Here is a 23,476-nt window from a genome sequence, read left to right on the forward strand (position 1 = left end):
GCCACCGCGCCGCGGTCCGCCGATTGCTGGGCCGGCAACGGCTTCGGCCTGAGGCTGATTCCCGTGATCTCGAAGACGCCGCCGATGGCCGAGTTGAACCTGTTCGCCGCCGATTATCCGGCCACCGTTCATGCCCGCATGGCAGGCAATCCGGCCTTCGATCATTACGTGGCCGACCCCTGCTGGCCGCAGGCGAGACCCTGAGATGAGCAACCGCCGCCCCCGCTTGCGCATCCTGCTTGGTCAGGCCATCGCCATGGGACCGGGCAAGGCCGATCTGCTCGAGGCCATCGACCGTACGGGCTCCATCTCGGCCGCCGCCCGGGAAATGCACATGTCGTACCGGCGCGCCTGGCAACTGGTCGAGGTCATGAACCAGGCCTTTGTCGAACCGCTGGTGGATACCGCCACCGGTGGCCGTGGTGGGGGCGGCACCACGGTCACCCCGTTCGGCAGGGACATTCTCAAACGTTACCGGGAGATGGAGGACAAGGCCGCCGAGGCAGTGGCCGGCGAAATGCAGGCCTTCACGGCGCTGCTCAAGGATCAGTAGCGGCTTCGGCTTGCATTTTCGTTATATTTCACTGAACATAACGACGCCCCTGCAAGGGGTTTTTATATGCCCAACGTTATATCTGGCCATATATAACGAAACCACCGGCCACGGGCGAACCCCCGGCGGACGACAACAATAATCTTTCACGACGGAGTTACTCCATGAACCATGCACGGCTACGCACGATTCTCATCTCCCTGATCGTCTTGCCGGGACTTTTCAGCTGGGTATCCGCCCGCGCCGGCGATATCGACGTGGCAGTCGCGGCCAATTTCACCAGCACCATCCAGACCGTGGCCAAGCGCTTCGAAACCGAGACCGGCAATCGGGTCAGCCTGTCCTTCGGCTCGACGGGCAAACTGTATGCGCAGATCGTGCATGGCGCCCCTTACGACATATTTCTGGCGGCCGACAAACGGCGCCCCCGCTTGCTGGAGGCGAATGGCGAGGCCGTCGCCGGTAGCCGCTTCACCTATGCACGCGGGCGCCTCGCGTTGTGGCAACCCGGCGCGAAGACCGCCAAGCCGGGCCGCGCGACGCTCGAACAGGCCGATTTCGCCCATCTGGCCATCGCCAATCCCAAGACCGCACCGTACGGACTGGCGGCCCAACAGACCCTGCAGCACCTCGGGCTGTGGAAACAACTGGAACCGCGCCTGGTGTACGGCGAGAATATCGCCCAAACCTACCAGTTCGTTGCCAGCGGCAATGCGCCGCTGGGCTTCGTCGCCCTGTCACAGGTCATGACCACCCACAGCCCCAAAACCAGTTACTGGGTCATCCCGGAAAATCTCCATGCCCCCATCGAGCAGCAGGCGGTACTGCTCAAACGGGCGAATCACAATGCCACCGCCGCAGCCTTCCTGAATTACCTGAAGACCTCAACCGAGGCGCGTCGCATCATCGAAGCCGCGGGTTATTCGCTGCCGTGATCGATCTAGCTCCGCTCTGGATCACCCTGCGGCTGGCCGGGACGACGGCGCTGATCCTGCTCGTCCTGGCCACGCCGCTGGCCTGGTGGCTGGCGCGCAGCCGCAACCGATTTTCGACCTTCATCGAGGCAGTGGTCGCATTGCCGCTGGTCCTGCCGCCGACCGTGCTCGGCTATTACCTGCTGGTCGCACTCGCGCCGCAGGGCGTGCTCGGGTCGGGCTGGCACTGGCTGACCGGCGGCCGCCTGGCCTTCACCTTCATGGGACTGGTGATCGGCTCGGTGGTCTATTCCCTGCCCTTTGCGGTACAGCCGCTGCAAACCGCTTTCGAAGGCGTGGGCAGCGGCCCCCTGCAGGCCGCCGCGACCCTGCGCGCCGGCCCCTTGGACCGGTTTATCCATGTCGTGCTGCCGCTGGCCCGGCGAGGATTCCTGAGCGCCCTGGTGCTCAGCTTTGCGCATACGGTGGGCGAATTCGGCGTGGTGCTGATGATCGGCGGCAACATCCCGGGCGTAACCCAGGTGCTTTCGGTCGCGATCTACGACCACGTGGAGGCGCTGGACTACCACACCGCCAACGTCTACTCGATCGGCCTGCTGGCCTTCGCCTTTGCGGTCATGTGGCTGCTGTACACCCTCAACCGTCGCCATGCCCGGTGGCAGCCATGATTCGCGGCAACCTCACCCTGGCGCGCCCGGGCTTCACCCTGCAGGCGCAGCTCGAATTCCCCGAGCGTGGCGTGACGGCGCTGTTCGGTCCCTCGGGTTGCGGCAAGACCACCCTGCTCCGTACCATCGCCGGCCTGGAGCCGGGCGCCACGGGACGCCTGGAGGTCGGCGGAGCGCTCTGGCAGGACAGCGCCGCAAAACGGCATCTGCCGCCGCATCGCAGACCGCTCGGCTACGTGTTCCAGGATGCCCAGCTGTTTCCGCACCTGGACGTGCGCCGCAACCTGTTGTTCGGGTACAGCCGCCTGCCCGCCGCCGAACGGCGCCTGGAACCTGAACAGGTCATCGACTGGCTGGGACTGGCCGCCTTGCTGGACCGATCGCCCGGCGCGCTCTCCGGCGGACAACGCCAGCGCGTGGCGGTCGGCCGCGCCCTGCTGACCAGCCCGCAGCTGCTGTTGCTGGACGAGCCGCTCTCCGCCCTGGATGAAGCGGCCAAACAGGAGATCCTGCCCTACCTGGAACGCCTGCATCAGCGCCTGGCCTTCCCCATGCTGTATGTCAGTCACGACCTGGGCGAGGTCATGCGCCTCGCCGATCGGATCGCCCTGATGGAGAACGGCCGCATTCTCGCCACCGGCGAGGTGAACGAGATACTCACCCATCACGAACTGAGCCCGGTGCATTCGGATTACGCCGGGGTCGTGCTGACCGGCCGGGTGGTGACGGGATCCACCGACCATCAACCGGCCCGGGTGGAAACCGAGGCGGGCGTCATTCACATCGCCCAGCTGACGGCGCAGGACACGGCGGAGGTGCGCCTGAGGGTCATGGCGCGCGACGTCAGCCTGGCGCTGCAGCCGCACCACGACACCAGCATCCTCAACATTCTCCCGGCAACCGTACTGGAGGTGGGCGAGACCGAGCACGGCCAATGCACCATTCATCTGGCCTGCGGCGACGCCACCCTGTTGGCGCGCATCACCCCCTATTCCTGCGAGCGCCTCGCCGTGACCGCCGGCAAGATGCTCTACGCGCAGATCAAGGCCGTCGCCGTGCTCGGTTGAACGGCCTCGCGCATACATTAGAATGCACCGATCCTCACACGCGACAGATTCCGATGACCGACGATTACCGACCGCCGCTGGCTGACTACTTCGACGAACTGGAACAGAAACACGGCGGAGAAGTGAATTTCGAAAAGCTGAGCCTCGAGGAGCTCGACGAGCTCGAACGCCTGGCAAGACATGCTATCGAGCAGGATCCCAAGGTGAGCCAGGTCGAGAAGGTCAACCTCAAGCCGCTGCTCACCCTGCTGGAACTTCAGCGCAACAAGCGGCGTCCAACCGCCAACTGAACAGCCCCGTGCCATGAAGGATCGCCAGCAGCCCACCGCCGAGGAAATCAACCGCGAGTTCACCGCGTTCCGCGATCAGTTCCGGTCGGTCATCCTGGCCACGAGTGACCGGGACGGCACGCCGGAGTCCAGCTACGCGCCCTGCATACGCAGTGATGACGGCGCGTACTACGTTTACCTGAGCGAACTGGCGCGCCACTGCGCCAACCTGCTGGCCAATCCCCGCGCCAGCCTGCTGTTCATCCACGATGAAACGCAGGGCGGCAATCCCTTTGCCCGGCAGCGGCTGAGCTATCAGGCCGAGGCCCGCGAGATTGCGCGCGACAGCGAGAGCTGGACGCAGGCCATGTCCCGTTTGCAGGACGAATTCGGGGAAATCGTTTCCCTGCTTGCCGGCCTGGGAGATTTTCACCTGTTCCGCCTGCAGCCGGTGCGCGGGAACTATGTGCGCGGCTTCGCCAAGGCCTACGAAATCACCGGCGAGGCGATGGACCGGATTCGCCACATCGACCCGTCGAACCGTTCATAGACCGCCGGATCCCGATCCGGAAACGGTGTAGCCACCCCGCCCCCAGGCGGCTACAATGCGCAGCTTTGCTAACGGCCCCAGACCATGGAAAGACAACACGCTTTCTCCCACGAAGACCTGATCGAATGCGGACACGGCCGGATGTTCGGCCCGGGCAATGCCCAACTGCCGCTCGACAACATGCTGATGCTGGACCGCATCACTCATATCAGTGAGGAAGGCGGCAAATACGGCAAGGGCGAAATCCTGGCGGAGCTGGATATCAATCCGAACCTCTGGTTCTTCGCCTGTCATTTCGAAGGCGACCCCGTGATGCCGGGCTGCCTGGGACTGGACGCCATGTGGCAGCTGGTCGGTTTCTTTCTCGGCTGGTCCGGCGGCCAGGGCCGCGGCCGCGCGCTCGGCGTCGGGGAGGTCAAATTCTTCGGTCAGGTACTGCCCACGGCAACGCGCGTGACCTATCGCATCGACCTCAAGCGCGTCATCACCCGCAAGCTGGTCATGGGCATCGCTGACGGCAGCCTGAGCGTGGATGGGCGTGAGATCTATACCGCCAAGGACCTGCGCGTAGGCCTGTTCACCTCCACCGCCGACTTCTGAAACGCAACGGCCGCTGACTGAATCAGCGGCCGTTGCGAATCTCACTCATCTGCAGACCCGGCGCCTGAGCCTTCGGGCAGGCGTCAATCCACCCTCAACCCATATGCCGGCGCGGCTCAATTGGTGTTGAGCAGGCCGTCCAGGCGATCCAGGTCGTTGACCACCCGCCAGTGCCCACCATCCTTGAGCACCCGCTTCTTCCAATAGGCGAGCCGCTTGATGTAGTCGCGGGGATCGACGTTGTCTGAACGCAGCTTGGTGACGTTCAGCGCCACCACGTTGACGTCCTTGAGCGGTAATTGAATCGCCTTGCGCACGTAACCGCGTTTCAGATCCTCGTCGAGGTCGGAGAAGATCAGGATCGTCTTCTGACCTGCCGGCGTTTCATGGAGAAACTGCGCCGCCTGCAGCATTCCGCCGGTGACGTCCGTATACGCACTCGGCTTGAGGTGCTTGAAGAACGTGTTCAACTTTTCGCGGAACTCACGCTTTTGCGCATTCGCGACCGAGGGACGGTCGTCGAACGTGGCCTTGGCGACCAGCGCCTTCTCGGTGAAGCTGCCGCTGTCGATGCGTGCCACCACCAGCGTATCGCCGCTGTTCAGGATGCCCAGCAGGTAGTTGATGATCGCATTGGCCTTGTCCAGCTGCTTGCTGTAGGTGCCGGACGTATCCAGCAGCATGTACACGGCACGGCTGTGGCTGTGATTGACACAGCCCGCCGCACTGAGCGTAACGACAAACAGCAGGACCGTTCGAATCAGCAAACGCCTCATGCCGCCTTCTCCGCAGGTTTGGCCGCGGTCTTGGTCTGCGGCGACTCGCTGCCCTTAGTTTCCGAAGAGGACTTGGAGGACCGCCACTCGGACACGAGGTGCTCCACCGCCAGCGGCAGAAAGATGATCAGGTCGTACAGGTGCGTCAGGCTGTTGCCCAGCGTGCGCATCACGCCCGCCAGGAGATGCAGCACATAGGCCAGTCCGCGCAGCAGGCCGGCCATGACCACCCCCATCACCGTGCGCGAGGCATGGATGAATGACTCCAGCGGGATCGCCACGAAGGTCAGTGCAAACGGCAGCACGAAACCCATCACCATCTGGCCGATGGAGGGAATCCAGCGGAACTGGGCCTGCTGAACGACCGTGCCGCTGGATGCGGCCAGCGACTGGGTCAGCGCCTCGTGATCAGCCGCCAGCATGTCACGCATATAGGCCAGCGCGGACTCGATGCTCGCCATGGCCAGCAGGATGAAAAAGGTCACCCAGATCATGCGCCGCCGCATGCGGTCGTCCAGAGCGCCGATCACGGGGAACAGACGGGTGATGCGCAGCGACTCCATGAGGAACAGGCCCATGGCGATCTCGACCATGATGATGACCAGCGCCGCCACATCCGCGGTGCGTACCGAACCGATGTAACTGGCCCCGCCGACCATCTCGGACATGGGCAGGGCGATCAGCTGGAAATTGATCATGCCGCCCATGATGGCGATGACCATCACCACACCGGAAATCAGGAACTGGGTCATCGAGGAAGAGGACAGCGTGCGCACCACCCGGTCGTTGCCGGAGAGGATCTCCTCGTAGTGCGTCATCTGTTTGTCGATTTCGGTGGCGCGCTCGCCGATGCCCTTGATGGTCTTCTGCACCTCGCGGATGCGTTCGTCGAGGCGGCGCCAATAGGGCAGCATGCGCTTGAGCAGCTTGTGGCGTTCGCCGCTCGCAATGCGGTACTCGCGCGTGATGTCCTGAGTGGACCGCTTCAGGGTGTGGTGGATGTCCTGCAGGATCCGCGCGATGGTCGGATCGCCGTCGGTCGGGATCTTCGCCACCGCCTCCACGGCATCCAGCCAGGCCGGCGGTTCGGGCGGCGTTTCGGCGGTTTCGCGGTAATCCTCGTCGATATGCGTAATCTGCTCGGAGAGCTGGCGATGCAGGGCCGGATAGCTGCTCAGGTCACGGCTCACCACGGCGTTGATGCGGTGGAACTCGCGCTCGATGATGCGCTCCTGATTCTCGGCCGCCATGGCCAGCAGCACTTCGCGGTTGCGCCGCCCGAGCCGGGTCTCGGCCAGCCTGACCGAGTGGGCCGACTTGCGCAGCGCGTTATAGAGGACATGACTCAGGGTGCGGATGAACTCATGAGCCGGACGGCGCGCCAGATACAGGGCAACCAGCAGAATGACCACCCAGATCGACACTGAGAGCGCCATGGAATGCGACCACAGGCCGAGAATTGTCTCCCAGGTCATGTTGCCTCCTAGATATAATAGTTTGAATTAATTGAAATTATCCTAACCCGGGCAAGCCGCCCTGGCCAAATACTGGCCTGCTTTTATAGTCCATTCGCCCTATCCGGGTAAACCCGGAGGGGCTTTTGCACTCCGTCAGTAAAGATGAAACACTTGAAACTTTGATTGCAGGCCGCCCACGGATATCGATATGGACAGCACCCTGATCACCAACGCACGCATTGTCACCGACGGACGCCAATTCGAAGGCGACGTCCTGATCGAAGGAGATCGCATCAGCGCCATCGGCGGCGATCTTTCCGCCCGCACCGCGGACAGGGTGATCGACGCGGCCGGGCGCCTGCTCATACCGGGCATGATCGACGATCAGGTCCACTTCCGTGAGCCGGGCATGCCCGACAAGGGTGACATCGCCACCGACTCCGCCGCTGCGGTGGCCGGCGGCATCACCAGTTTCATGGACATGCCGAACACCCGTCCGAACACCCTCACACAGGAAATACTGGAAGACAAGTACGCCCTCGCCGCCGGGCGCGCCCACGCCAACTATGCCTTTTACCTTGGCGCCTCCAACGACAACCTGGAGGACATCAAGCGCCTCGAACCCGGCCGCGCCTGCGGCATCAAGGTCTTCATGGGCGCCTCCACCGGCAACATGCTGGTCGACAACCCCGACACCCTGGACGGCATCTTCGCGCACGCCCCGACCATGGTCGTGACCCATTGCGAGGACACCCCCACCATCCTGGCCAACGAGCAGGCATGGCGTGAACGCTACGGCGAGGACGTCCCGTTCGCCGCGCACGGGCAGATCCGCAGCGTCGAGGCCTGCTACAAATCCTCCTCGCTGGCCGTAGAGCTCGCGCGCAAACACGGCACGCGGCTGCATATCCTGCATCTGTCCACCGGTCGCGAACTGGAGCTGTTCTCCACCCAGCCGTTGGCGGAGAAACAGATCACGGCCGAGGCCTGCGTGCATTTCCTGTGGTTCTCGGATGAGGACTATGCGGAAAAAGGCGCGCTCATCAAATGCAATCCGGCCATCAAGACCGCCGCGGACCGCGCCGCCATTCTGCAGGGCCTAAAGGACGGCCGCCTGGACGTGATCGGTACCGATCACGCGCCGCACACCTGGGCCGAGAAACAAAACAGCTACTTCAAGGCGCCTTCCGGCCTGCCGCTGGTGCAGCATGCCCTGCCGGTGCTGCTGGAACTGCATCGCCGCGGCGACCTGGACCTGGAACTGATCGTGGAAAAGACCAGCCACGCGGTGGCCGAACGCTTCCGGATCGAGGAGCGCGGGTACATCCGCGAGGGCTACTACGCCGACCTGGCGCTGATCGATCTGGAAAAGCCCTGGACCGTGGAACGCGACAACGTATTGTACAAGTGCGGCTGGTCACCCTTCGAGGGCACGACCTTCCACGCGACGATCGACATGACCTGGGTCAATGGCCGGCTTGCCTGGGCCGATGGCAGACTGCAGCCCGGGACGCACGGCCAGCGGCTGAAGTTCAGCGCCTAAGGAAAATCCCGCCGTGAAGATGCGCGCTCACAGGCGCGTATAGGGCACCACCCGCCCCGGCCCTTCCTGGTGGGCCAGCAGCATGGCCTGGTCGGCCCGCTGCATCAGCATTTGCCCGATCTCCACCACGTCGGGCAGCTCCTCCGGGTGTTCGCAACTGGCCACGCCCACAGACACGGTGACGTCGACCCGCTGACCGTTGTGGAGCAGGACGGGCTTGATGGAGACCTGATCGCGGATTCGCTCCGCCACCCCGGTCGCGTCCTCCAGGCCGGCCTCGGGCAGCAGCACGACGAACTCGTCCCCGCCGTAACGTGCATACACGTCGAACTTGCGCAGCGGCAGGGCCATGCGCGAAGCGACCGCGCGGATGATATCGTCCCCTGCCCGATGCCCATGGCTGCTGTTCAGCGGTTTGAAGTCGTCGATATCGATGAACAGGAAGGAGATGGGATTCTGCTCGCGCTGCGCGGCCAGCACCTCCTCCTGCAGACGCTGGTCGAAGTAGCGCTGATTGCGGATGCCGGTCAGCGGGTCGGTGATACCGAACTGCTCGAGGCGCATCAGATTGACCGCATTCTCGATGCTGATGGCGGCCATGACGGCCAACCGGTCCAGGAAGTACATACCGGCATCTGCGCTGTAACGGTCCGGATCGGTACTCGCGTAGGCCAGCTGACCTACACGTTTGTCGCCGCGTTTGAGGGGCAGAATCACGACGCTGGCCAGCGCTTCCACGCCGGGGAACAGCGGGCCGTGAATGAGTTCCTCGAAATCGCCCATGTAGGGCTCGTGTTCCAGCCCAATCTCGGCCTCATCTTGGGAAACCAGGACCACTTCCGGTTGCGGTTCATCGATCTCGCGGTCGAAATGGCGACGCAGTTCGTGATCATCGTCGAGGACCGTCAGGCTGGCCGCATCGATACCGAACTCGCGCGGCACGTCGTGGATCAGCAACTCGAACAGGGAGCGGATGTCTGCGGTGGTCAGCAGGCGGATTTCCAGCGCATGCAGGCGCTCGAGCTTGCCTTCGTTCTCGCGCACCTGCGCCAGCAGCGTATCGAGCTGGCGCTTCAGATCCTGGTCGTTCTGCTGCTCCATCGCCCTGCCTTATTCCGCCAGATCCAGCTCGCGAACCAGCCGCATGCCGAGGTTCACGTCGAGTTCGTCGCGCAACCGGGTCATGCGCGCCGCACTGCGCGCCTGGGCCGCACTGTCGAAATACGACCCGCCCTTGGTCACGATACGCTGCGTGCCGTGCAGCGGCGCCGGAGCGCCGTCCCGGTTGGCGTTGATGTGCGAATTGGTCCAGGGATTAACGGTGAACTCCCAGACGTTGCCGTGCATGTCGTGCAACCCCCAGGTATTGGCGGGTTTCTCGCCGACCTCGGCCGCGCGCTGCAGGGGGAAGCAGCGCGGCAGAAACCAGCGTCGCTTCTGCCTGGCCTCCTCGTAAGGGAAGGTGCTGTTGAAATGCGCCTCCTTGCAGGTCAGCGATGCCCCGAAATGGAAAGGCGTCAGGCTGCCCGCCCGGCAGGCATACTCCCATTCCGCCTCGGTAGGCAGGCGATAGCGCTGGCCGGTCTGCTCACTCAGCCAATCGGCATACAACTGGGCGTCCTTGAGACGGATGTTCATCACCGGTCGGCGTCCGGAAGACCAGATCAGGTCGGAACGGATCACCCAGCCGGTATCGAGGCGGAAGCGGTCGAATTCCTCCACCGTTACCGTGTAGCGTCCCAACGCAAAGGGCCGGCCCAGGCAGACCGTGTGCTGCGGATGCTCGCTGGACTGATGGCCGAACTCGGTGCGTAACGAGCCCATCTCGAACATCCCCGGCGGGATCATCTGCATCCAGGGCCCGGCGGAACCATCCGCCAGGGTGTCCTGGAACGCCGCGTCGACGCCGGCGCGCTCCGCCGCCACGGCTTGCCACGCCAGCAGGGCCGCCTCGTCCATATCGTGGACATAGGGCAGATCCGGTTCGCAGGGAACCTTCGATTGTCGTGCTTCCATCATCGACCGCTCAAACCTCGTCATTATCGGGGGCGATCAGGCCGCCACATGTTCGAAAAAGTATACACCGGCCGGTTCAATCCCACCGGCCGGGTCATCGGGACCCCGTGCGCGAAGATTGGTCTATATTCACTGGGGACCGCAACTTTCAAGCACAGGAGGACGCCCATGAAAGTGACCCAGGACGAACAGGGGCGCGTACGGATCGAAGTCGACATCGAGACCGGCTTCAAGCTGGCCGACCAGATCCGCGAACATGCAAACGACACCACCAACGGCTGCCTCGCCCTGGCCAGCCTGCTGCACGAGGCGTACTACAACGCCAAAAACGATTTCCGCCAACCCCCGCACGCCTTTGACGAAAAAGCGCCGAAGGCACCCAGCGCCAGCTAAGTCGGAGGAGAACATCCATGAACATCGAACGCGAAGACGGCAAGAATGTGGTCATCAACGCGTCGGAAGGTACCGCAAGCGACCTGCTGGCCGGCCTGGAAGCGCACCGCGAGGAATTCGGAGAGCTTGGCGCCCAACTGGCCCGCATGCTGCGTGACGCCGGCATCCATCCGCCTGCGGAACCCGATCACGTCCGATACGAGTACATGCCACCCGCACATTGACCATGCGTCAACAACGATAAAGGGGCCGCAAGGCCCCTTTATCGTTTTTATCGAGGGAACGGAGAGGGATTTTCCGGTTCCGGGATTCCTGTAAAATGTCACACCTGCTTCAGCATACGTGCCGTATGAATGAAACGGATTCTAAATATAACTCACCCTGCACGGATGAAACCGATGTCTGCAACGTCCATCAATACCCTGCTGGAAAACTGGCACAACCGCAGCGAACGCGAGAAATTCAGCCATGAGTACACCGTGCGGCTCACGGCCCATGAGCAGGCCAAGATCGCCGCACTGGCCGAGATGTTTCCGGGGATGGACGAAGCGCAGATCGTGCGGGACCTGATCGCCTCCGCACTCACCGAACTGGAAGCCGGCATGCCCTACGTGGCCGGCAACCGGGTCATCAGCGAGGACGAACAGGGCGATCCGATCTACGAGGATGCCGGCCTGACGCCCCGCTTCCTCGAACTGACCCGCAAGCACCTGCAGGACATCGAGGAACGCAAGGACTGAGCCGAAGACTCAGCCCTTCTTGCCTTCAGCCCCCGGCAGCTCGCTGCATTCGAGGAATATCCGCTTCTTGCACTGCCGGCAGATGTCCGGGTCCAGGCGGTGCAGCGTAATGTCGTGCAGGGCGTCGGTCTTGGACATGTACATGTTCTCCTGGCCGATCTCGTCGCGGTAGCCGCCGCGCGTCAGCGCCTCGCAGGCCCCTTCCTTGATGCGATAGAAATACAGCCCGCCACCTATCTTGCGCCGGCTGCGCGCCTCCTGGGCGAGATACTCCGCGCCCGCCACGTCCACGAAGTTGATGCCTGAGGCCACCACCAGCAGGTGCTTCTGGCCGGAATCCTTTTCCATGTACCCGCGCAGGGTTTCGCGAATGTGGTTCACCGCACCGAAGAACACCGACCCGTCGATGCGGATGATCTTGAGCTGCGGACACTCGGGCAGCTTGGGATCGCTGTTGAACTTACGGCTGGGCAGGCTCGGATCCGGCACCCGGCTCAGGATGCGCGGACGCGAGGTCCGGTTCAGATAGGCCACCAGCGAGGCGATCACCCCCACCATGATGGCGAACTCGAGATCCATCAGCAGGGTGGAGAAGAACGTCACTCCCAGCACCACGGCCTCGGCCCGACTGGTCTTGAGGATCAGCTTGATGTGATGGAAGTCGATCAGCCCCCAGGCGACCAGCATCAGAATACCGGCCATGGCGGCATTGGGCAGGTAGCTCGCATAGGGCGCAACCAGCAGCACCACGCCCATCAGCATGACACCGGCGAAGGCGGCGGCCAGCGGCGTGCGGGCACCCGCCTCGTAGTTCACGCCGGAGCGATTGAACGAGCCGGTGGCGACGTAGGCCGAGAAGAAGCTGCCGATCATGTTGGACAGCCCCTGGCCGATGAATTCCTGGTTGCCGTCGACGTGCTGGCCCGAACGCACCCCGATGGAGCGGGCGATGGAAACGGCCTCGGTCAGCGCCAGCACGGTGACCGCGATGGAGCCCGGCAGCAGCTGCTTGATGGTCTCGAGCGAAAAGGACGGCGCGGAAAGCGGCGGCAGGCTGGCCGGCAGGGCGCCCACGGTGGCAATCCCGGTGACGTCCTTGCCGTACAGCACGTTCACCACGTAGGCGGCGACGGAACCGATCAGCATGGCCGCGATCATGTAAGGCACCTTGGGGATGTACTTCTTGAAGATCAGCCCCGAGACCAGGGTCACCATACTGATCAACACCACCCAGGGATTGATCTCCACCACGTGCTGGCCGATGTGCATGATCACCTCGTGCGGATGCAGTCCGCGCGGGATGTCCATGCCCAGGAAGTGCTTGAGCTGGCTGGAGGCGATCAGGATGGCGGCGCCGGCCGTGAAGCCGATGATGACCGAATGGGAGATGAAGTTGACCAGGGTGCCGAGACGCGCCGCCCCCATCACCAGCTGGATGAGGCCGACCAGGAAGGTCAGCGTCAGGGCGTATTTGACGAATTCGGCGCTGCCCGGCGCCGCATGGGCCGACAGCACCGACAGCAGCACGATGGATGCCGCCGTGGTGGGACCCGAAACCAGGTGCCAGGAGGAGCCGAAAAAGGCGGCCACCAGGGCCGGCACCATGGCGGTGTAAAGCCCGTATTCCAGCGGCATACCGGCGATGGCCGCGAAGGCGACACCCTGCGGCAGCACCACGATGGCACCGGTCAGGCCGGCGACCAGATCCGACTTGGCCGTGGCGCGATTGACGCCGGGCAACCATTCGAGGAAGGGGAAAATCGTCTTCAGCCAGGGAGCAGTCTTCTGCACAGCCATCGGGTCCTGTTCTCGGGTCAGCGGTCAAAGAAAGGCGGGCATTCTAGCCGATCGCCTCTCTCGCCGCATGTATTTGCCCCTGAAAACAGGGAAAAACCGGCAGGAAACGGCTGTCGGTTCAGTCCGAGGAGCCCAGGCTCAGCGTTACCACTTCGTAAACGTCCTTGGACAGCCCCTCCCGGGCGGCGAGCGATTCCAGCGCCGTCCGCATATGTCCCGAACGCCCGGGTTCGAACCGTTGCCAGCGTGAGAACTGCTTGGCCAGCCGGGCGGCGACCTGGGGGTTGAGCTTGTCCAGTTCCGCCACCTGCTCGGCCAGGAAGCGGTAACCGGAGCCGTCGGGGGCATGAAAATGCAGCGGATTGGCGGCGACGAAACTGCCGATCAGGGCGCGCACCCGGTTGGGATTCCTGATCGAGAAACAGGGATGATCCATCAAGGCCCGCACGCGTTCCAGCGCGCCCGGGATGGCGGATGTCGCCTGCAGGCTGAACCACTTGTCGAGCACCAGGGAATCGTCGCGCCAGCGCGTCTCGAAATCAGTCAGGGCCTGGTCGCGCTGCTCGCAATCGATGTCGTTCACCCCCCGCAACGCCCCCAGCACATCGGTCATGTTGTCCGCGGCCCGGGCCTGTTCCACCGCCAGATCGCACAAATCGGCCTCGCGCAACTCCAGCAGATAACCCAGGCAAACGTTCTTCAGGCTGCGCCGCGCGATGGCCTCGGGCGACTTGGAGTAATGCTCGTCGACGCCGGCGTGATAGCGCTCCAGCATGACCTCGCGCAGGGATTGCGCCAGGGTGTGGCGCACGAAACGGCGCGTGGCGTGCAGGGCCTCGGGGTCGGCCGAGTCCATCTGATCGATCAGATAGGACACCGACGGCAGACGCAGGGCCTCGGCGATCAGCGCCGGATCGGCGTCCTGATCGGACAACAGCTGCGCGTAGGCATCGATGAACTCCGGTGCGAGGCCGATCGCATCCCCGCGACTGTAGTCGGCCGCCAGTTCCAGCAGGGTCCGGGTGGCCAGCTGGTGCCCGGCCTCCCAGCGATTGAACTCGTCCGTATCGTGGGCCATCAGGAAGGCCCGCTCGGCCTCCGTATAGGGATACTCGAGACAAACCGGTGCCGAAAAGCCGCGCAGCAGGGATGGCACGGGCCGTTCCGGGACGTTCACGAAGGTGAACGACTGGGATTTTTCGGTCAGGCGCAGCACGCGCGAGCCGCCGACCGGCGCCTCCTCGCCCTCGAGCTGTAACGGAATTTCGCGCCCGGCCCCGTCGAGCAGACCGACCGCCAGCGGAATCAGCTGGGGCTGCTTGCCGGTCTGTCCGGGGGTGTCAGGAATCGACTGGCTGACGTGCAGCGTGCAGGTCTGCGCCGCCGGATCCCAGGCCTGTTCCACCTTGACCCGCGGCGTGCCCGCCTGGCTGTACCACAGCTTCATCGGCTCCAGATCGACGCCGTTGGCGGACGCCATCGCCTGGCGGAAATCGTCCGTGGTGGCCGCCTGACCGTCGTGGCTGCGCAGGTAATGCTCCAGGCCGCGCCGGAATCCGTCGCGTCCCAGCAGGGTCTGGTACAGGCGCACCACCTCGGCGCCCTTCTCGTAGACCGTAACCGTATAGAAGTTGTTGATTTCCATATAGGAATCCGGACGCACCGCGTGCGCCATGGGGCCGGCGTCCTCGGCGAACTGCACATCCCGCAACAGGCGCACGTCCTCGATGCGCTTGACCGCGCGCGAGTTCATGTCCGCGCTGAATTCCTGGTCGCGGAACACCGTCAGGCCTTCCTTGAGAGAGAGCTGGAACCAGTCGCGGCAGGTCACACGGTTGCCGGTCCAGTTGTGGAAGTATTCGTGTCCGATGACCCCTTCGATCGCCAGGTAGTCGGCATCGGTGGCGGTTTCCGGACTGGCGAGCACGAACTTGGAGTTGAAGACGTTCAGCCCCTTGTTCTCCATCGCCCCCATGTTGAAGTCGTCGACCGCCACGATCATGTAGATGTCGAGGTCATACTCCAGACCGAAGGTCTGCTCGTCCCAGCGCATGGCCTTCTTGAGCGAGTCCATGGCGTGATCGCACTTGTCCAGGTTGTGATGCTGGACGTAGATGCGCAGCGCCACCTCCCGCCCCGAAGCGGTCGCATAACGGTCCTCGTGACAGCCGAGGTCGCCGGCCACCAGCGCGAACAGGTAACCCGGCTTCGGGAAAGGGTCCTGCCAGACGACGTAGTGTCGCCCGTCATCGGTCTCGCCCTGTTCGATCAGGTTGCCGTTGGACAGCAGCACCGGATAGCGGGCGCGTTCCGCCACGATGCTGGTCTTGAAGCGGGCCAGCACGTCGGGCCGGTCGAGATACCAGGTGATGTGCCGGAACCCTTCCGCCTCGCATTGGGTGCAGAAATTGCCCGAGGACTTGTACAGCCCCTCCAGCGCCGTATTGTCCTGGGGCCGGGTGGCGGCCGTGGTCTCCAGCACGAAGGACTCCGGCGGGTCGATCAGCTCGAGACCGTGCGCATCCAGGTGATACGCGGTTTCCGGCAGGGCCTGGCCGTTCACGGCGATGGCTCGCAGCGACAGCCCTTCGCCATCCAGCCGTAATTTGTCGCCCGGTGCCGGATGGTCCGGATTGCGCCGGAGCGAAAGCCGGGCATGAACCAGCGTTTCGTCCTCCCCCAGTTCGAAGCGCAGATCGACGTCGTCGATCAGGTAAGGCGGCGGGGTGTAATCCTTGAGATAAATTCGGCTGTGGGGACTCGTTTCTCTCATGGGGCGGACACCAGGCGTAGGGTGAGTTTAGCGACGCGGTCACATAGGTTGGCACATGTTAGCATTGCGCCTGCGCTTTATCCGGGGTATCTGATCGCCCGTGACCGGCAATCCGGACGATACCGGCGGTGTTTTCGCAGCGCCCCGGGGTTTTACCGACTATTCCATGCAGCCAGCACAGCTCACGGCGTGAAATTCGATCTCTTTTACGAACTGTCCAACCCGCCTTTTCATCTGCGGGAAGAGACGCGGCTGTTCGCCGAAACCCTGGATGAGATCGCCTACGCCGAAACCCTGGGCTTCGATACCGCCTGGCTGGTGGAACACCACTTCATGCCCGGTTATTCCCATGCCAGCGCGCCGGAGCTGTTTCTGGCCGCGCTGACCCAGCGCACCCGGCGGCTGCGCCTCGGCCATGCCATCGTGCCGCTGCCCTACAACCACCCGGTGCGGGTGGCGGAACGCATCGCGAGCCTCGACGTACTGTCCGGCGGCCGGATCGAGTTCGGCTTCGGGCGCGGATTTTCCCCCAAGGAGTACGCCAGCTTCGGCGTGGCCATGGGTGACAGCCGCAGCTATACCCAGGAATCGCTGGAGATCATCCAGCGGGCCTTCGCCTCACCCACCGTTTCATATCAGGGCCGGCACTTCCAGCTCGATGAGGTCGAGATCACGCCCTCGGTGGTACAGCAACCGCACCCGCCGATCTGGACCGCAGCGGTCAGTCCGGACTCGTTCGACATGGCGGCCCGCCTCGGCATCGGCGTATTGGTCGGCCCGTTCAAACCCTGGTTCATGGTGCGCGAGGACATCCGCCAGTACCGCGAGGCCTGGCGCAAATACCACGGCGATGCCCCACTGCGCCCCGGCCAGAACCGCCGCGTCGCGATGACGGTGGGCATGTTCTGCCACGAGGACGCCCGCGCCGCGCGCCGCATCGCCAACGAACCCTTCGTCTGGTTCTACCGCCAGCTGCTGGGGCAGACCCGTCCGATCCTGGAAAAGCTCTACGACAGCTTCGAGTACTACCGCAAAATGGGGCGCTTCCGCGGCATGCTGGACATGGCGGTCAACCTCAAGCTGCTAGACAGCCTGGGCATGGCCATCGTCGGCGACCCCGAACATTGCATCCGCGAACTCAAGACCCTGCAGGCCGAGGGTGTGGATCATGTCCTGCTGGCCTTCGGGGCGGGCGCCATGCCGACCGAAACGATCCGCGGGTCCATGCGCCTGTTTTCCGAGCAGGTAATGCCCGCGCTGCGCGAAACCGCCGCATGAAGCTGGTCGTCACCGGCGCCGCCGGCCGGCTGGCTGAGGTGCTGATTCCGCATCTGCTGACCGACCCACGCATCGAACACATCACCGGCATCGACCGGCGGCCGCAGACGTTCGATCACCCGCGCTACCGGCCGGTCATCGCCGATGTGCTGGATGCGGACCTGGAGCGCTATCTGGAGGGGGCCGACGCGCTGGTGCACATGGCCTTCGTGCTCATGGGCGGCGGCCTGGGCGCACGGCGTCTGGACCGCGAAGCCGTGCGAACGGTCAACGTCACCGGCACCCGCAAGGTGTTCGAAGCGGCGGTCCGCCAGGGCGTACGCCACGCCGTGTTCGTTTCCAGCGTGGCGGTCTATGGCGCCTGGCCCGACAACCCGCCGCTCATCGCCGAGGACAGCCCCCTGCGTCCCAATCCCGGCTTTTCCTATGCCGAGGACAAGGCTGCGGCGGAAACCTGGCTGACGGATTTCGAAACGGCCCATCCCGGTCTGCGCCTGGCGCGCCTGCGCCCGCACGCCATTCTCGGCCCCCATGCGCACGCGCTGCTGGCGCGCATGCTGCGTCAGCCGTTTTATCCGCTGACCTTGAATCCGCGTCCGTTGACACAGTGCGTGTGGGAGGACGACGTGGCCGAGGCGGTGCGCCTGGCCCTGCACAGTGATGCCCGCGGCGCCTTCAACCTGGCCGCGCAGCCGGCGATGAGCCTGTACGATATGCTCGGCCTGGTACGCCGCACCCGTCTGCCGCTGTCGCTGCCGCTGGCGGAGCGGCTTCAACGCCTGGCCTGGCGACTCACCCCCGCGGCGGGCGAACCCGGCTGGGTGGGCGGGCTGAGGTACAGCCTGGCCGTGGACAGTACACGCGCGGAGCAATTGCTCGGCTGGCGGCCGGCACGCGACCTGGCGGCCTGCGTCAGGCAGGCCGCCTTCCCGACCTGAGCGTTTGTTATCCGCAGACCGGCGTCGATTCGGTATCATTCACGCTTTTAGTTGGGGGTAAGGTCTTTGCTGCTTGCGATCACCGCTGTCATCCTCGGATTCGTGCTGCTGATCTGGGGGGCCGACCGTTTCGTGCACGGCGCAGCCGGCATTGCGGCCACCCTCGGCGTGTCTCCCATCATCATCGGCCTGACCATCGTCGGCTTCGGCACCTCCGCGCCGGAAATGCTGATCTCCGGCTTTGCGGCCTGGCAGGGCAACCCGGGGCTGGCCATCGGTAACGCCATCGGCTCCAACATCACCAATATCGCCCTGGTGATCGGCGCGACCGCGCTGGTCTCGCCGCTGGCCGTACAGTCGCAGACCCTGCGCCGGGAATTTCCCCTGCTGGTCGCGGTGCAGGTCGGCGTGCTGGTGTTCCTGCTCAACGGCACACTCACACGTCTGGACAGCTTCATTCTGCTGGCGGCGCTGGCCGTCTTCATGGGCTGGACGGTGTACGTCGCCCACAAGGCGAGGCGCAACGATCCGCTGCGGGTGGAAATGGAACACGAACTGGTACCGACCATGCGCCTGGGTACGGCCGTGCTCTGGTTCCTGGTCGGCCTGGGCATTCTGCTGTTCAGCTCGCGCATTCTGGTCTGGGGCGCAGTGACCATCGCCAAAGCCTTCGGCATCAGCGACCTGATCATCGGCCTGACCATCATCGCCATCGGCACCAGCCTGCCGGAACTGGCCTCATCCATCGTCAGCGCGCGGCGCGGTGAGGCCGACCTCGCCATCGGCAACATCATCGGCTCCAACATATTCAACGTCCTGGGCGTGCTGCCGATAGCGGGGGTGATCCATCCAATCCTGCTGCCCAGCGAGGTCCTCACGCGCGACTACCCCATCATGCTCGCCCTGACCCTGGCCTTCGTCCTGATGGGCGTTGGCCTGCGCGGAGGGCGCGGCCGGATCACACGCCTGGAAGGTGCTATTCTGCTGGCCTGCTTCGTAGGCTATGAAGTCCTCATTTATCTCAGTCTCTAGCAGCGAACGGCCGCCTGAACATGACCCACTCACCGGAATCCTTCGAATCGCTCGCCCGCGCCGTCATCCGCATCGAGACCGAGGCCGTCGCCGCCCTGGAAGCCCGCATCGACGGCAACTTCGAGCGCGCCTGTGAACTCATGCTCCACTGCCAGGGGCGCGTGGTGGTGACCGGCATGGGCAAATCGGGACACATCGGCGACAAGATCGCCGCCACCCTGGCCAGCACCGGCACCCCCGCCTTTTTCGTGCATCCGGGCGAGGCCAGCCACGGCGACCTCGGCATGATCACCGCCAAGGACGTGGTGCTGGCGCTGTCCAACTCCGGCGAAACCGAGGAGCTGCTGACCATCCTGCCGATCCTCAAGCGCCTGGGTGTGCCCATGATCGCCATGACCGGCAACCCGCCCTCCACCCTGGCCCGCGAAGCGGACGTGCACCTCGATGCCAGCGTCGAGAAAGAGGCCTGCCCGCTGGGGCTGGCCCCCACCTCAAGCACCACGGCCGCACTGGTCATGGGCGATGCCCTGGCGGTCGCCCTGCTCGAGGCGCGCGGCTTCACCGCCGACGATTTCGCCCGCTCCCATCCCGGCGGCCGCCTGGGCCGGCGGCTGCTGCTGCATGTGACAGACATCATGCACAGCGGTGAACGCATTCCGCTGGTGGCGCCCGATACGCCGCTCAGCGAGGCGCTGCTGGAAATCACCCGCAAGGGGCTGGGGATGACCGTGGTGGCCGACACGGACGGGCGGCTGCAGGGCGTGTTCACCGACGGCGACCTGCGCCGCTGTCTGGACCGGACGGTGGACGTGCACAGCACCCCCATCCGCGAGGTGATGACCCATCCCTGTCAAAGCGTGCCCGCAGACCTGCTGGCCGTGGAGGCGCTGACACTGATGGAGACGTGCAAGATCAACGCCCTGCCCGTCACCGATGCGGACGGACGCGTGATCGGCGCCTTCAACATGCACGATCTGCTGCGCGCCGGCGTGGTCTGACCAACCGGTCCTACATTTTCAATGTCGGGTCGGCAGGGCCTCGACCAGGCCGGGATCGAGATGCCAGTGGTCGGCCACCGTGCGGGCCCGCGCCAGGTCGTCCGGATGGACATACACCTTGAGACGGGCCCCATGGGCCTCCGCCCATTCGGCAAAAGCCTGCCAGCGGCGCCCCGGAAGTTCCTCGCCAAGATCGGTGGCCGTCTCCACCACGGCGAGCAGGGGCTGCAGGCCCGCCACCCCATCGGCGAAAATATCCGGCGTCATGGGCACGTTGAGGACCCGGATTGTCACGCGTCCGGGCTCTTCGAATCCCGGCAACTCATGGGCCGAAAAATGCCGGTAACCGCGCGCCTTCAACATATCGATCGCGCTTTCCATCATGGTTTCGCGCTCATGCTCGACGGCATCGGGCAACATGGTCGGATACATGGCTCACCTCCCACCCCCTGAGGGCTTTGCTGGCCAATTTATTCAAGTATAGTCGCGCCCTGACGGTCGGTTGGAAATGCGCCCCGCGGCCTTTTTCAGCACCGTCGGGCCGCAAAAATCAAACACCCAAGTGATTGATTTACGGACCGGACACCCCTGCAACGGACTGCAAGCACCGCAAACGGGTTATCCTTGGGGTTTACATGAGCATACCGGCAGCAATGGAACACATCCTCGAGAAGGCCAAAGACATCCGCCTGGTGATCTTCGATGTGGACGGCGTCCTCACCGACGGCGGCCTGTTCTTCGGCGACGACGGCCAGGAATACAAGATGTTCAATTCACGGGACGGTCACGGCATTCGCATGCTCAAGCATGGCGGCGTGGAGATGGCCGTGCTTACCGGGCGCCAGTCCGAGGTGGTCAAACACCGCATGCGCGACTTGGGAGTCAGCCTGGTCATCCAGGGCCAGCGCGACAAGCTGCCGGCCTTCAAGATCCTGCAGGCCGAGACCGGCATCTCCGCCGAGCACATGGCCTATGTCGGCGACGACGTGGTCGACCTGCCGGTCATGCGCCGCGTCGGCTTCGCCGTGGCGGTGAACGACGCGCATCCGCTGGTGATCGAACACGCCCACTGGGTCACCCAGAAGGCCGGCGGGCGCGGCGCGGGGCGCGAGGTCTGCGAACTGATCCTCAAGGCCCAGGGCAAACTCGACGCGATGCTCGAATCCTACCTGGCATGAAGCTGAGAATGACATTGGGGTTGCTCAGTGTCGGCAGCGTGGCGCTGCTGAGCTGGTGGCTGAACAACCTGCAGCAACAGGAAAATGCACCGCAGCCCCCACGGCTGGTCGGTCCCGACCTGACCCTGAACGAGTTCACCACCGAGGTCACAGCGGTCGACGGCGCCCTGCTCTATCGCCTCAACGCCCCGGAGCTGACCCATAAGCCCGATGACAAGGAAAGCGTGATCCAGAAGCCGCATCTGGTGTTCTACCCCACCTCGGGCGGCGACATCACCCTGCACGCCGAACAGGCTGTGCTGAACGACAACCACCGGCTGATCACCCTGCCCGGCGATATCCTGATCCAGAGCAGCGCCACCGAAAAACGCGACCCGATCAACGTGCAGACCAGCGACGTGCAGGTCTTTCCACAAAAACGCGAGGCCGTCACCCAGGCCGTCACCCAGGTGGTCAGCACCCGCTGGCATGTACGCGGCCAGGGCATGCGGCTCAATCTCCAGAACAATATGCTCGATATCGACCGCGACGCCCGGGGCTACTATGCGCCTTGAACGACTCCTGCTGCTCGCTCTGCTGCTCGGTCTCGCGCTGCCGGCCTACGCGCTGCGTTCCGACGCCACCAAGCCGGTCGAGATCAAGGCCGACCGCGTGCGGGTGGACGGCCGCACCGGGCGCAGCATCTATCAGGGGCATGTACGCCTGACGCAGGGCACCCTGCATATGGAAGCGGATCGCGTCGAGGTCTACCTGACCCCGGCCCGCAAGCTCTCGCGCATCGTCGCCCTGGGCGATCCCGCCACCCTGCAGCAGCAGGCCGACAACGGCGAACTGGTCAAGGCCAGGGCCGCCCGCATGGAATACGAGGCGAATACGCATCGCATCGTACTCACCGACGGGGTCGAACTGCAGCAGGGACGCAACCGTTTTTCCGGCGCCCGGGTGGTCTACCAGATCACCGACAGCCGGCTGGAGGCCGGCGGCAGCGACAACAAACCCGTGCGCGCCATCCTCATTCCGCCGCCCCCCAAAGCCAAAGAGACACCCGCCAAGCCATGAGCACCCTGCAGGCCACCGACCTGAGCAAGCGTTACCGCCAACGCCCGGTGCTACGCAGCGTGTCGATCCATGTGGACAGCGGCGAGGTCGTGGGGCTGCTGGGTCCCAACGGGGCCGGCAAGACAACCTGTTTTTACATGGTGGTGGGGCTGATTCCCTGCGACGAAGGCCGCATCCTGCTCGACGGCCAGGAGATCACCGGCTTTCCCATGCACGCCCGGGCGCGCATGGGCATCGGTTATCTGCCGCAGGAGGCATCGATCTTCCGCAAGCTGACGGTGCGTCAGAATCTGCAGGCCGTGCTGGAGGCGCGCACGGACCTGGATGCCGATGGGCGCAAGCAGAAACTCACTCAGTTGCTGGACGACCTGCAAATCGACCACATCGCGGACAGCCTTGGCCAGTCGCTGTCGGGCGGTGAACGCCGCCGTGCCGAGATCGCCCGCGCGCTGGCCATGGAGCCCGCCTTCATCCTGCTCGACGAGCCCTTCGCCGGGGTGGATCCGATCTCGGTGCTCGATATCCAGCGCATCATCAGACATTTGACGGAACGCAATATCGGCGTTCTTATCACCGACCATAATGTACGTGAGACCTTGGGTATCTGCTCACGCGCCTACATCCTCAGCGCCGGAGACATCATTGCCGAGGGATCGGCCGAGCAGATACTGCAGAATGAACAGGTGCGGGAGGTTTATCTGGGCCATGAATTCAGGCTTTAGGCAGTCTCCCTTTTGGCCCCCGCTCCTCTATAATTGGCACAGACGATGAAAAGCCGGCACATATCGTGCCAGAATATAGCCAAACGGCGACTATCCAACCGCCGCCCCCCGAAGATGTATCAACCGACAACCAG

The 23,476-nt window shown here is 64.2% G+C and carries 27 protein-coding genes; 20 read left to right on the forward strand and 7 right to left on the reverse strand.

Features of this window, described 5'->3' with window-relative positions:
• The 8 genes from P8Y64_01610 to fabA form a co-directional block, all read left to right on the forward strand.
• Positions 1-204 (forward strand): hypothetical protein (locus P8Y64_01610; protein MEJ2059170.1); only part of this gene is annotated, 204 nt, incomplete at its 5' end.
• 1 nt (position 205) lies between these two features.
• Positions 206-553: a LysR family transcriptional regulator gene (locus tag P8Y64_01615; protein MEJ2059171.1), complete on the forward strand. Its 348-nt coding sequence runs from the start codon at positions 206-208 to the stop codon at positions 551-553.
• 164 nt (positions 554-717) lie between these two features.
• Positions 718-1,488, forward strand: coding sequence for a molybdate ABC transporter substrate-binding protein (gene modA, locus P8Y64_01620; protein MEJ2059172.1), 771 nt, complete (start codon positions 718-720; stop codon positions 1,486-1,488).
• The gene (gene modB, locus P8Y64_01625) at positions 1,485-2,156 is read left to right on the forward strand and encodes a molybdate ABC transporter permease subunit (GenBank protein ID MEJ2059173.1); all 672 of its coding nucleotides are present in this window, start codon (positions 1,485-1,487) and stop codon (positions 2,154-2,156) included. The genes modA and modB overlap by 4 nt, the downstream gene beginning before the upstream one ends.
• Positions 2,153-3,223, forward strand: coding sequence for a molybdenum ABC transporter ATP-binding protein (modC, locus tag P8Y64_01630; protein MEJ2059174.1), 1,071 nt, complete (start codon positions 2,153-2,155; stop codon positions 3,221-3,223). The genes modB and modC overlap by 4 nt, the downstream gene beginning before the upstream one ends.
• A 53-nt stretch (positions 3,224-3,276) precedes the next feature.
• A complete protein-coding gene (locus P8Y64_01635; protein MEJ2059175.1) occupies positions 3,277-3,513 on the forward strand; it encodes a hypothetical protein in 237 nt (78 codons plus the stop codon).
• 13 nt (positions 3,514-3,526) lie between these two features.
• A complete protein-coding gene (locus P8Y64_01640) occupies positions 3,527-4,042 on the forward strand; it encodes a pyridoxamine 5'-phosphate oxidase family protein (GenBank protein ID MEJ2059176.1) in 516 nt (171 codons plus the stop codon).
• 84 nt (positions 4,043-4,126) lie between these two features.
• Complete coding sequence (fabA, locus tag P8Y64_01645; protein ID MEJ2059177.1) at positions 4,127-4,642, forward strand: 3-hydroxyacyl-[acyl-carrier-protein] dehydratase FabA; 516 nt, start codon at positions 4,127-4,129, stop codon at positions 4,640-4,642.
• A 116-nt stretch (positions 4,643-4,758) separates the two neighbouring features.
• On the opposite strand, the gene P8Y64_01650 is transcribed toward fabA, so the two are convergent.
• Positions 4,759-5,418: a VWA domain-containing protein gene (locus tag P8Y64_01650; GenBank protein MEJ2059178.1), complete on the reverse strand. Its 660-nt coding sequence runs from the start codon at positions 5,416-5,418 to the stop codon at positions 4,759-4,761.
• On the reverse strand, positions 5,415-6,893 hold the full coding sequence (locus tag P8Y64_01655) for a hypothetical protein (protein ID MEJ2059179.1): 1,479 nt from the start codon (positions 6,891-6,893) through the stop codon (positions 5,415-5,417). Before P8Y64_01655 ends, P8Y64_01650 begins: the two co-directional genes overlap by 4 nt.
• 190 nt (positions 6,894-7,083) lie before the next feature.
• Between P8Y64_01655 and P8Y64_01660 the strand changes: the two genes are divergently transcribed.
• A complete protein-coding gene (locus P8Y64_01660) occupies positions 7,084-8,418 on the forward strand; it encodes a dihydroorotase (GenBank protein ID MEJ2059180.1) in 1,335 nt (444 codons plus the stop codon).
• Between the two features lie 27 nt (positions 8,419-8,445).
• Here P8Y64_01660 and P8Y64_01665 read toward each other — a convergent pair whose 3' ends face one another.
• Both P8Y64_01665 and P8Y64_01670 read right to left on the reverse strand, forming a co-directional pair.
• A complete protein-coding gene (locus tag P8Y64_01665; protein MEJ2059181.1) occupies positions 8,446-9,519 on the reverse strand; it encodes a DUF484 family protein in 1,074 nt (357 codons plus the stop codon).
• Between the two features lie 9 nt (positions 9,520-9,528).
• Entirely contained in the window at positions 9,529-10,437 is a 909-nt protein-coding gene (locus tag P8Y64_01670; GenBank protein MEJ2059182.1) for a formylglycine-generating enzyme family protein, read from the reverse strand.
• Positions 10,438-10,602: 165 nt separating this feature from the next.
• On the opposite strand from P8Y64_01670, the gene P8Y64_01675 reads away from it, so the two are divergent.
• The 3 genes from P8Y64_01675 to P8Y64_01685 all read left to right on the forward strand — a co-directional run bounded on the left by P8Y64_01675 (position 10,603) and on the right by P8Y64_01685 (position 11,567).
• Positions 10,603-10,827, forward strand: a complete 225-nt coding sequence (locus P8Y64_01675) for a hypothetical protein (protein MEJ2059183.1) — start codon at positions 10,603-10,605, stop codon at positions 10,825-10,827.
• A 17-nt stretch (positions 10,828-10,844) separates the two neighbouring features.
• Complete coding sequence (locus tag P8Y64_01680; GenBank protein ID MEJ2059184.1) at positions 10,845-11,051, forward strand: hypothetical protein; 207 nt, start codon at positions 10,845-10,847, stop codon at positions 11,049-11,051.
• 174 nt (positions 11,052-11,225) lie between these two features.
• Positions 11,226-11,567, forward strand: a complete 342-nt coding sequence (locus P8Y64_01685) for a type 1 pili tip component (GenBank protein MEJ2059185.1) — start codon at positions 11,226-11,228, stop codon at positions 11,565-11,567.
• 9 nt (positions 11,568-11,576) lie between these two features.
• Here the strand turns inward: P8Y64_01685 and P8Y64_01690 are convergent, their stop codons facing one another.
• Complete coding sequence (locus P8Y64_01690) at positions 11,577-13,358, reverse strand: SulP family inorganic anion transporter (GenBank protein MEJ2059186.1); 1,782 nt, start codon at positions 13,356-13,358, stop codon at positions 11,577-11,579.
• A gap of 124 nt (positions 13,359-13,482) precedes the next feature.
• A complete protein-coding gene (gene pepN / locus P8Y64_01695; GenBank protein MEJ2059187.1) occupies positions 13,483-16,137 on the reverse strand; it encodes an aminopeptidase N in 2,655 nt (884 codons plus the stop codon).
• 189 nt (positions 16,138-16,326) lie between these two features.
• On the opposite strand from pepN, the gene P8Y64_01700 reads away from it, so the two are divergent.
• From P8Y64_01700 to P8Y64_01715, 4 genes are all read left to right on the forward strand, one after another.
• A complete protein-coding gene (locus P8Y64_01700; protein MEJ2059188.1) occupies positions 16,327-17,415 on the forward strand; it encodes an LLM class flavin-dependent oxidoreductase in 1,089 nt (362 codons plus the stop codon).
• Positions 17,412-18,353 (forward strand): NAD-dependent epimerase/dehydratase family protein, encoded by a 942-nt coding sequence (locus P8Y64_01705; GenBank protein MEJ2059189.1) that lies wholly within the window; start codon positions 17,412-17,414, stop codon positions 18,351-18,353. The genes P8Y64_01700 and P8Y64_01705 overlap by 4 nt, the downstream gene beginning before the upstream one ends.
• 66 nt (positions 18,354-18,419) lie before the next feature.
• The gene (locus P8Y64_01710) at positions 18,420-19,385 is read left to right on the forward strand and encodes a calcium/sodium antiporter (protein MEJ2059190.1); all 966 of its coding nucleotides are present in this window, start codon (positions 18,420-18,422) and stop codon (positions 19,383-19,385) included.
• 20 nt (positions 19,386-19,405) lie between these two features.
• On the forward strand, positions 19,406-20,383 hold the full coding sequence (locus P8Y64_01715) for a KpsF/GutQ family sugar-phosphate isomerase (protein ID MEJ2059191.1): 978 nt from the start codon (positions 19,406-19,408) through the stop codon (positions 20,381-20,383).
• An 18-nt stretch (positions 20,384-20,401) separates the two neighbouring features.
• On the opposite strand, the gene P8Y64_01720 is transcribed toward P8Y64_01715, so the two are convergent.
• Positions 20,402-20,815 carry a hypothetical protein gene (locus tag P8Y64_01720; GenBank protein MEJ2059192.1) on the reverse strand — a complete coding sequence of 138 codons (414 nt, stop codon included), beginning with the start codon at positions 20,813-20,815 and terminating at the stop codon, positions 20,402-20,404.
• 203 nt (positions 20,816-21,018) lie between these two features.
• On the opposite strand from P8Y64_01720, the gene kdsC reads away from it, so the two are divergent.
• The 4 genes from kdsC to lptB are packed head-to-tail and all read left to right on the forward strand — an operon-like array spanning position 21,019 to position 23,342.
• Complete coding sequence (gene kdsC / locus P8Y64_01725) at positions 21,019-21,561, forward strand: 3-deoxy-manno-octulosonate-8-phosphatase KdsC (GenBank protein ID MEJ2059193.1); 543 nt, start codon at positions 21,019-21,021, stop codon at positions 21,559-21,561.
• 8 nt (positions 21,562-21,569) lie between these two features.
• Entirely contained in the window at positions 21,570-22,115 is a 546-nt protein-coding gene (gene lptC / locus P8Y64_01730) for an LPS export ABC transporter periplasmic protein LptC (protein MEJ2059194.1), read from the forward strand.
• On the forward strand, positions 22,105-22,620 hold the full coding sequence (gene lptA, locus P8Y64_01735) for a lipopolysaccharide transport periplasmic protein LptA (GenBank protein ID MEJ2059195.1): 516 nt from the start codon (positions 22,105-22,107) through the stop codon (positions 22,618-22,620). Before lptC ends, lptA begins: the two co-directional genes overlap by 11 nt.
• Complete coding sequence (gene lptB, locus P8Y64_01740; protein MEJ2059196.1) at positions 22,617-23,342, forward strand: LPS export ABC transporter ATP-binding protein; 726 nt, start codon at positions 22,617-22,619, stop codon at positions 23,340-23,342. The genes lptA and lptB overlap by 4 nt, the downstream gene beginning before the upstream one ends.
• The last annotated feature ends 134 nt before the right edge of the window (positions 23,343-23,476 follow it).

The sequence above is a fragment of the Gammaproteobacteria bacterium genome (genome assembly GCA_037388465.1).
Taxonomy (GTDB): domain Bacteria; phylum Pseudomonadota; class Gammaproteobacteria; order SpSt-1174; family SpSt-1174; genus JARRKE01.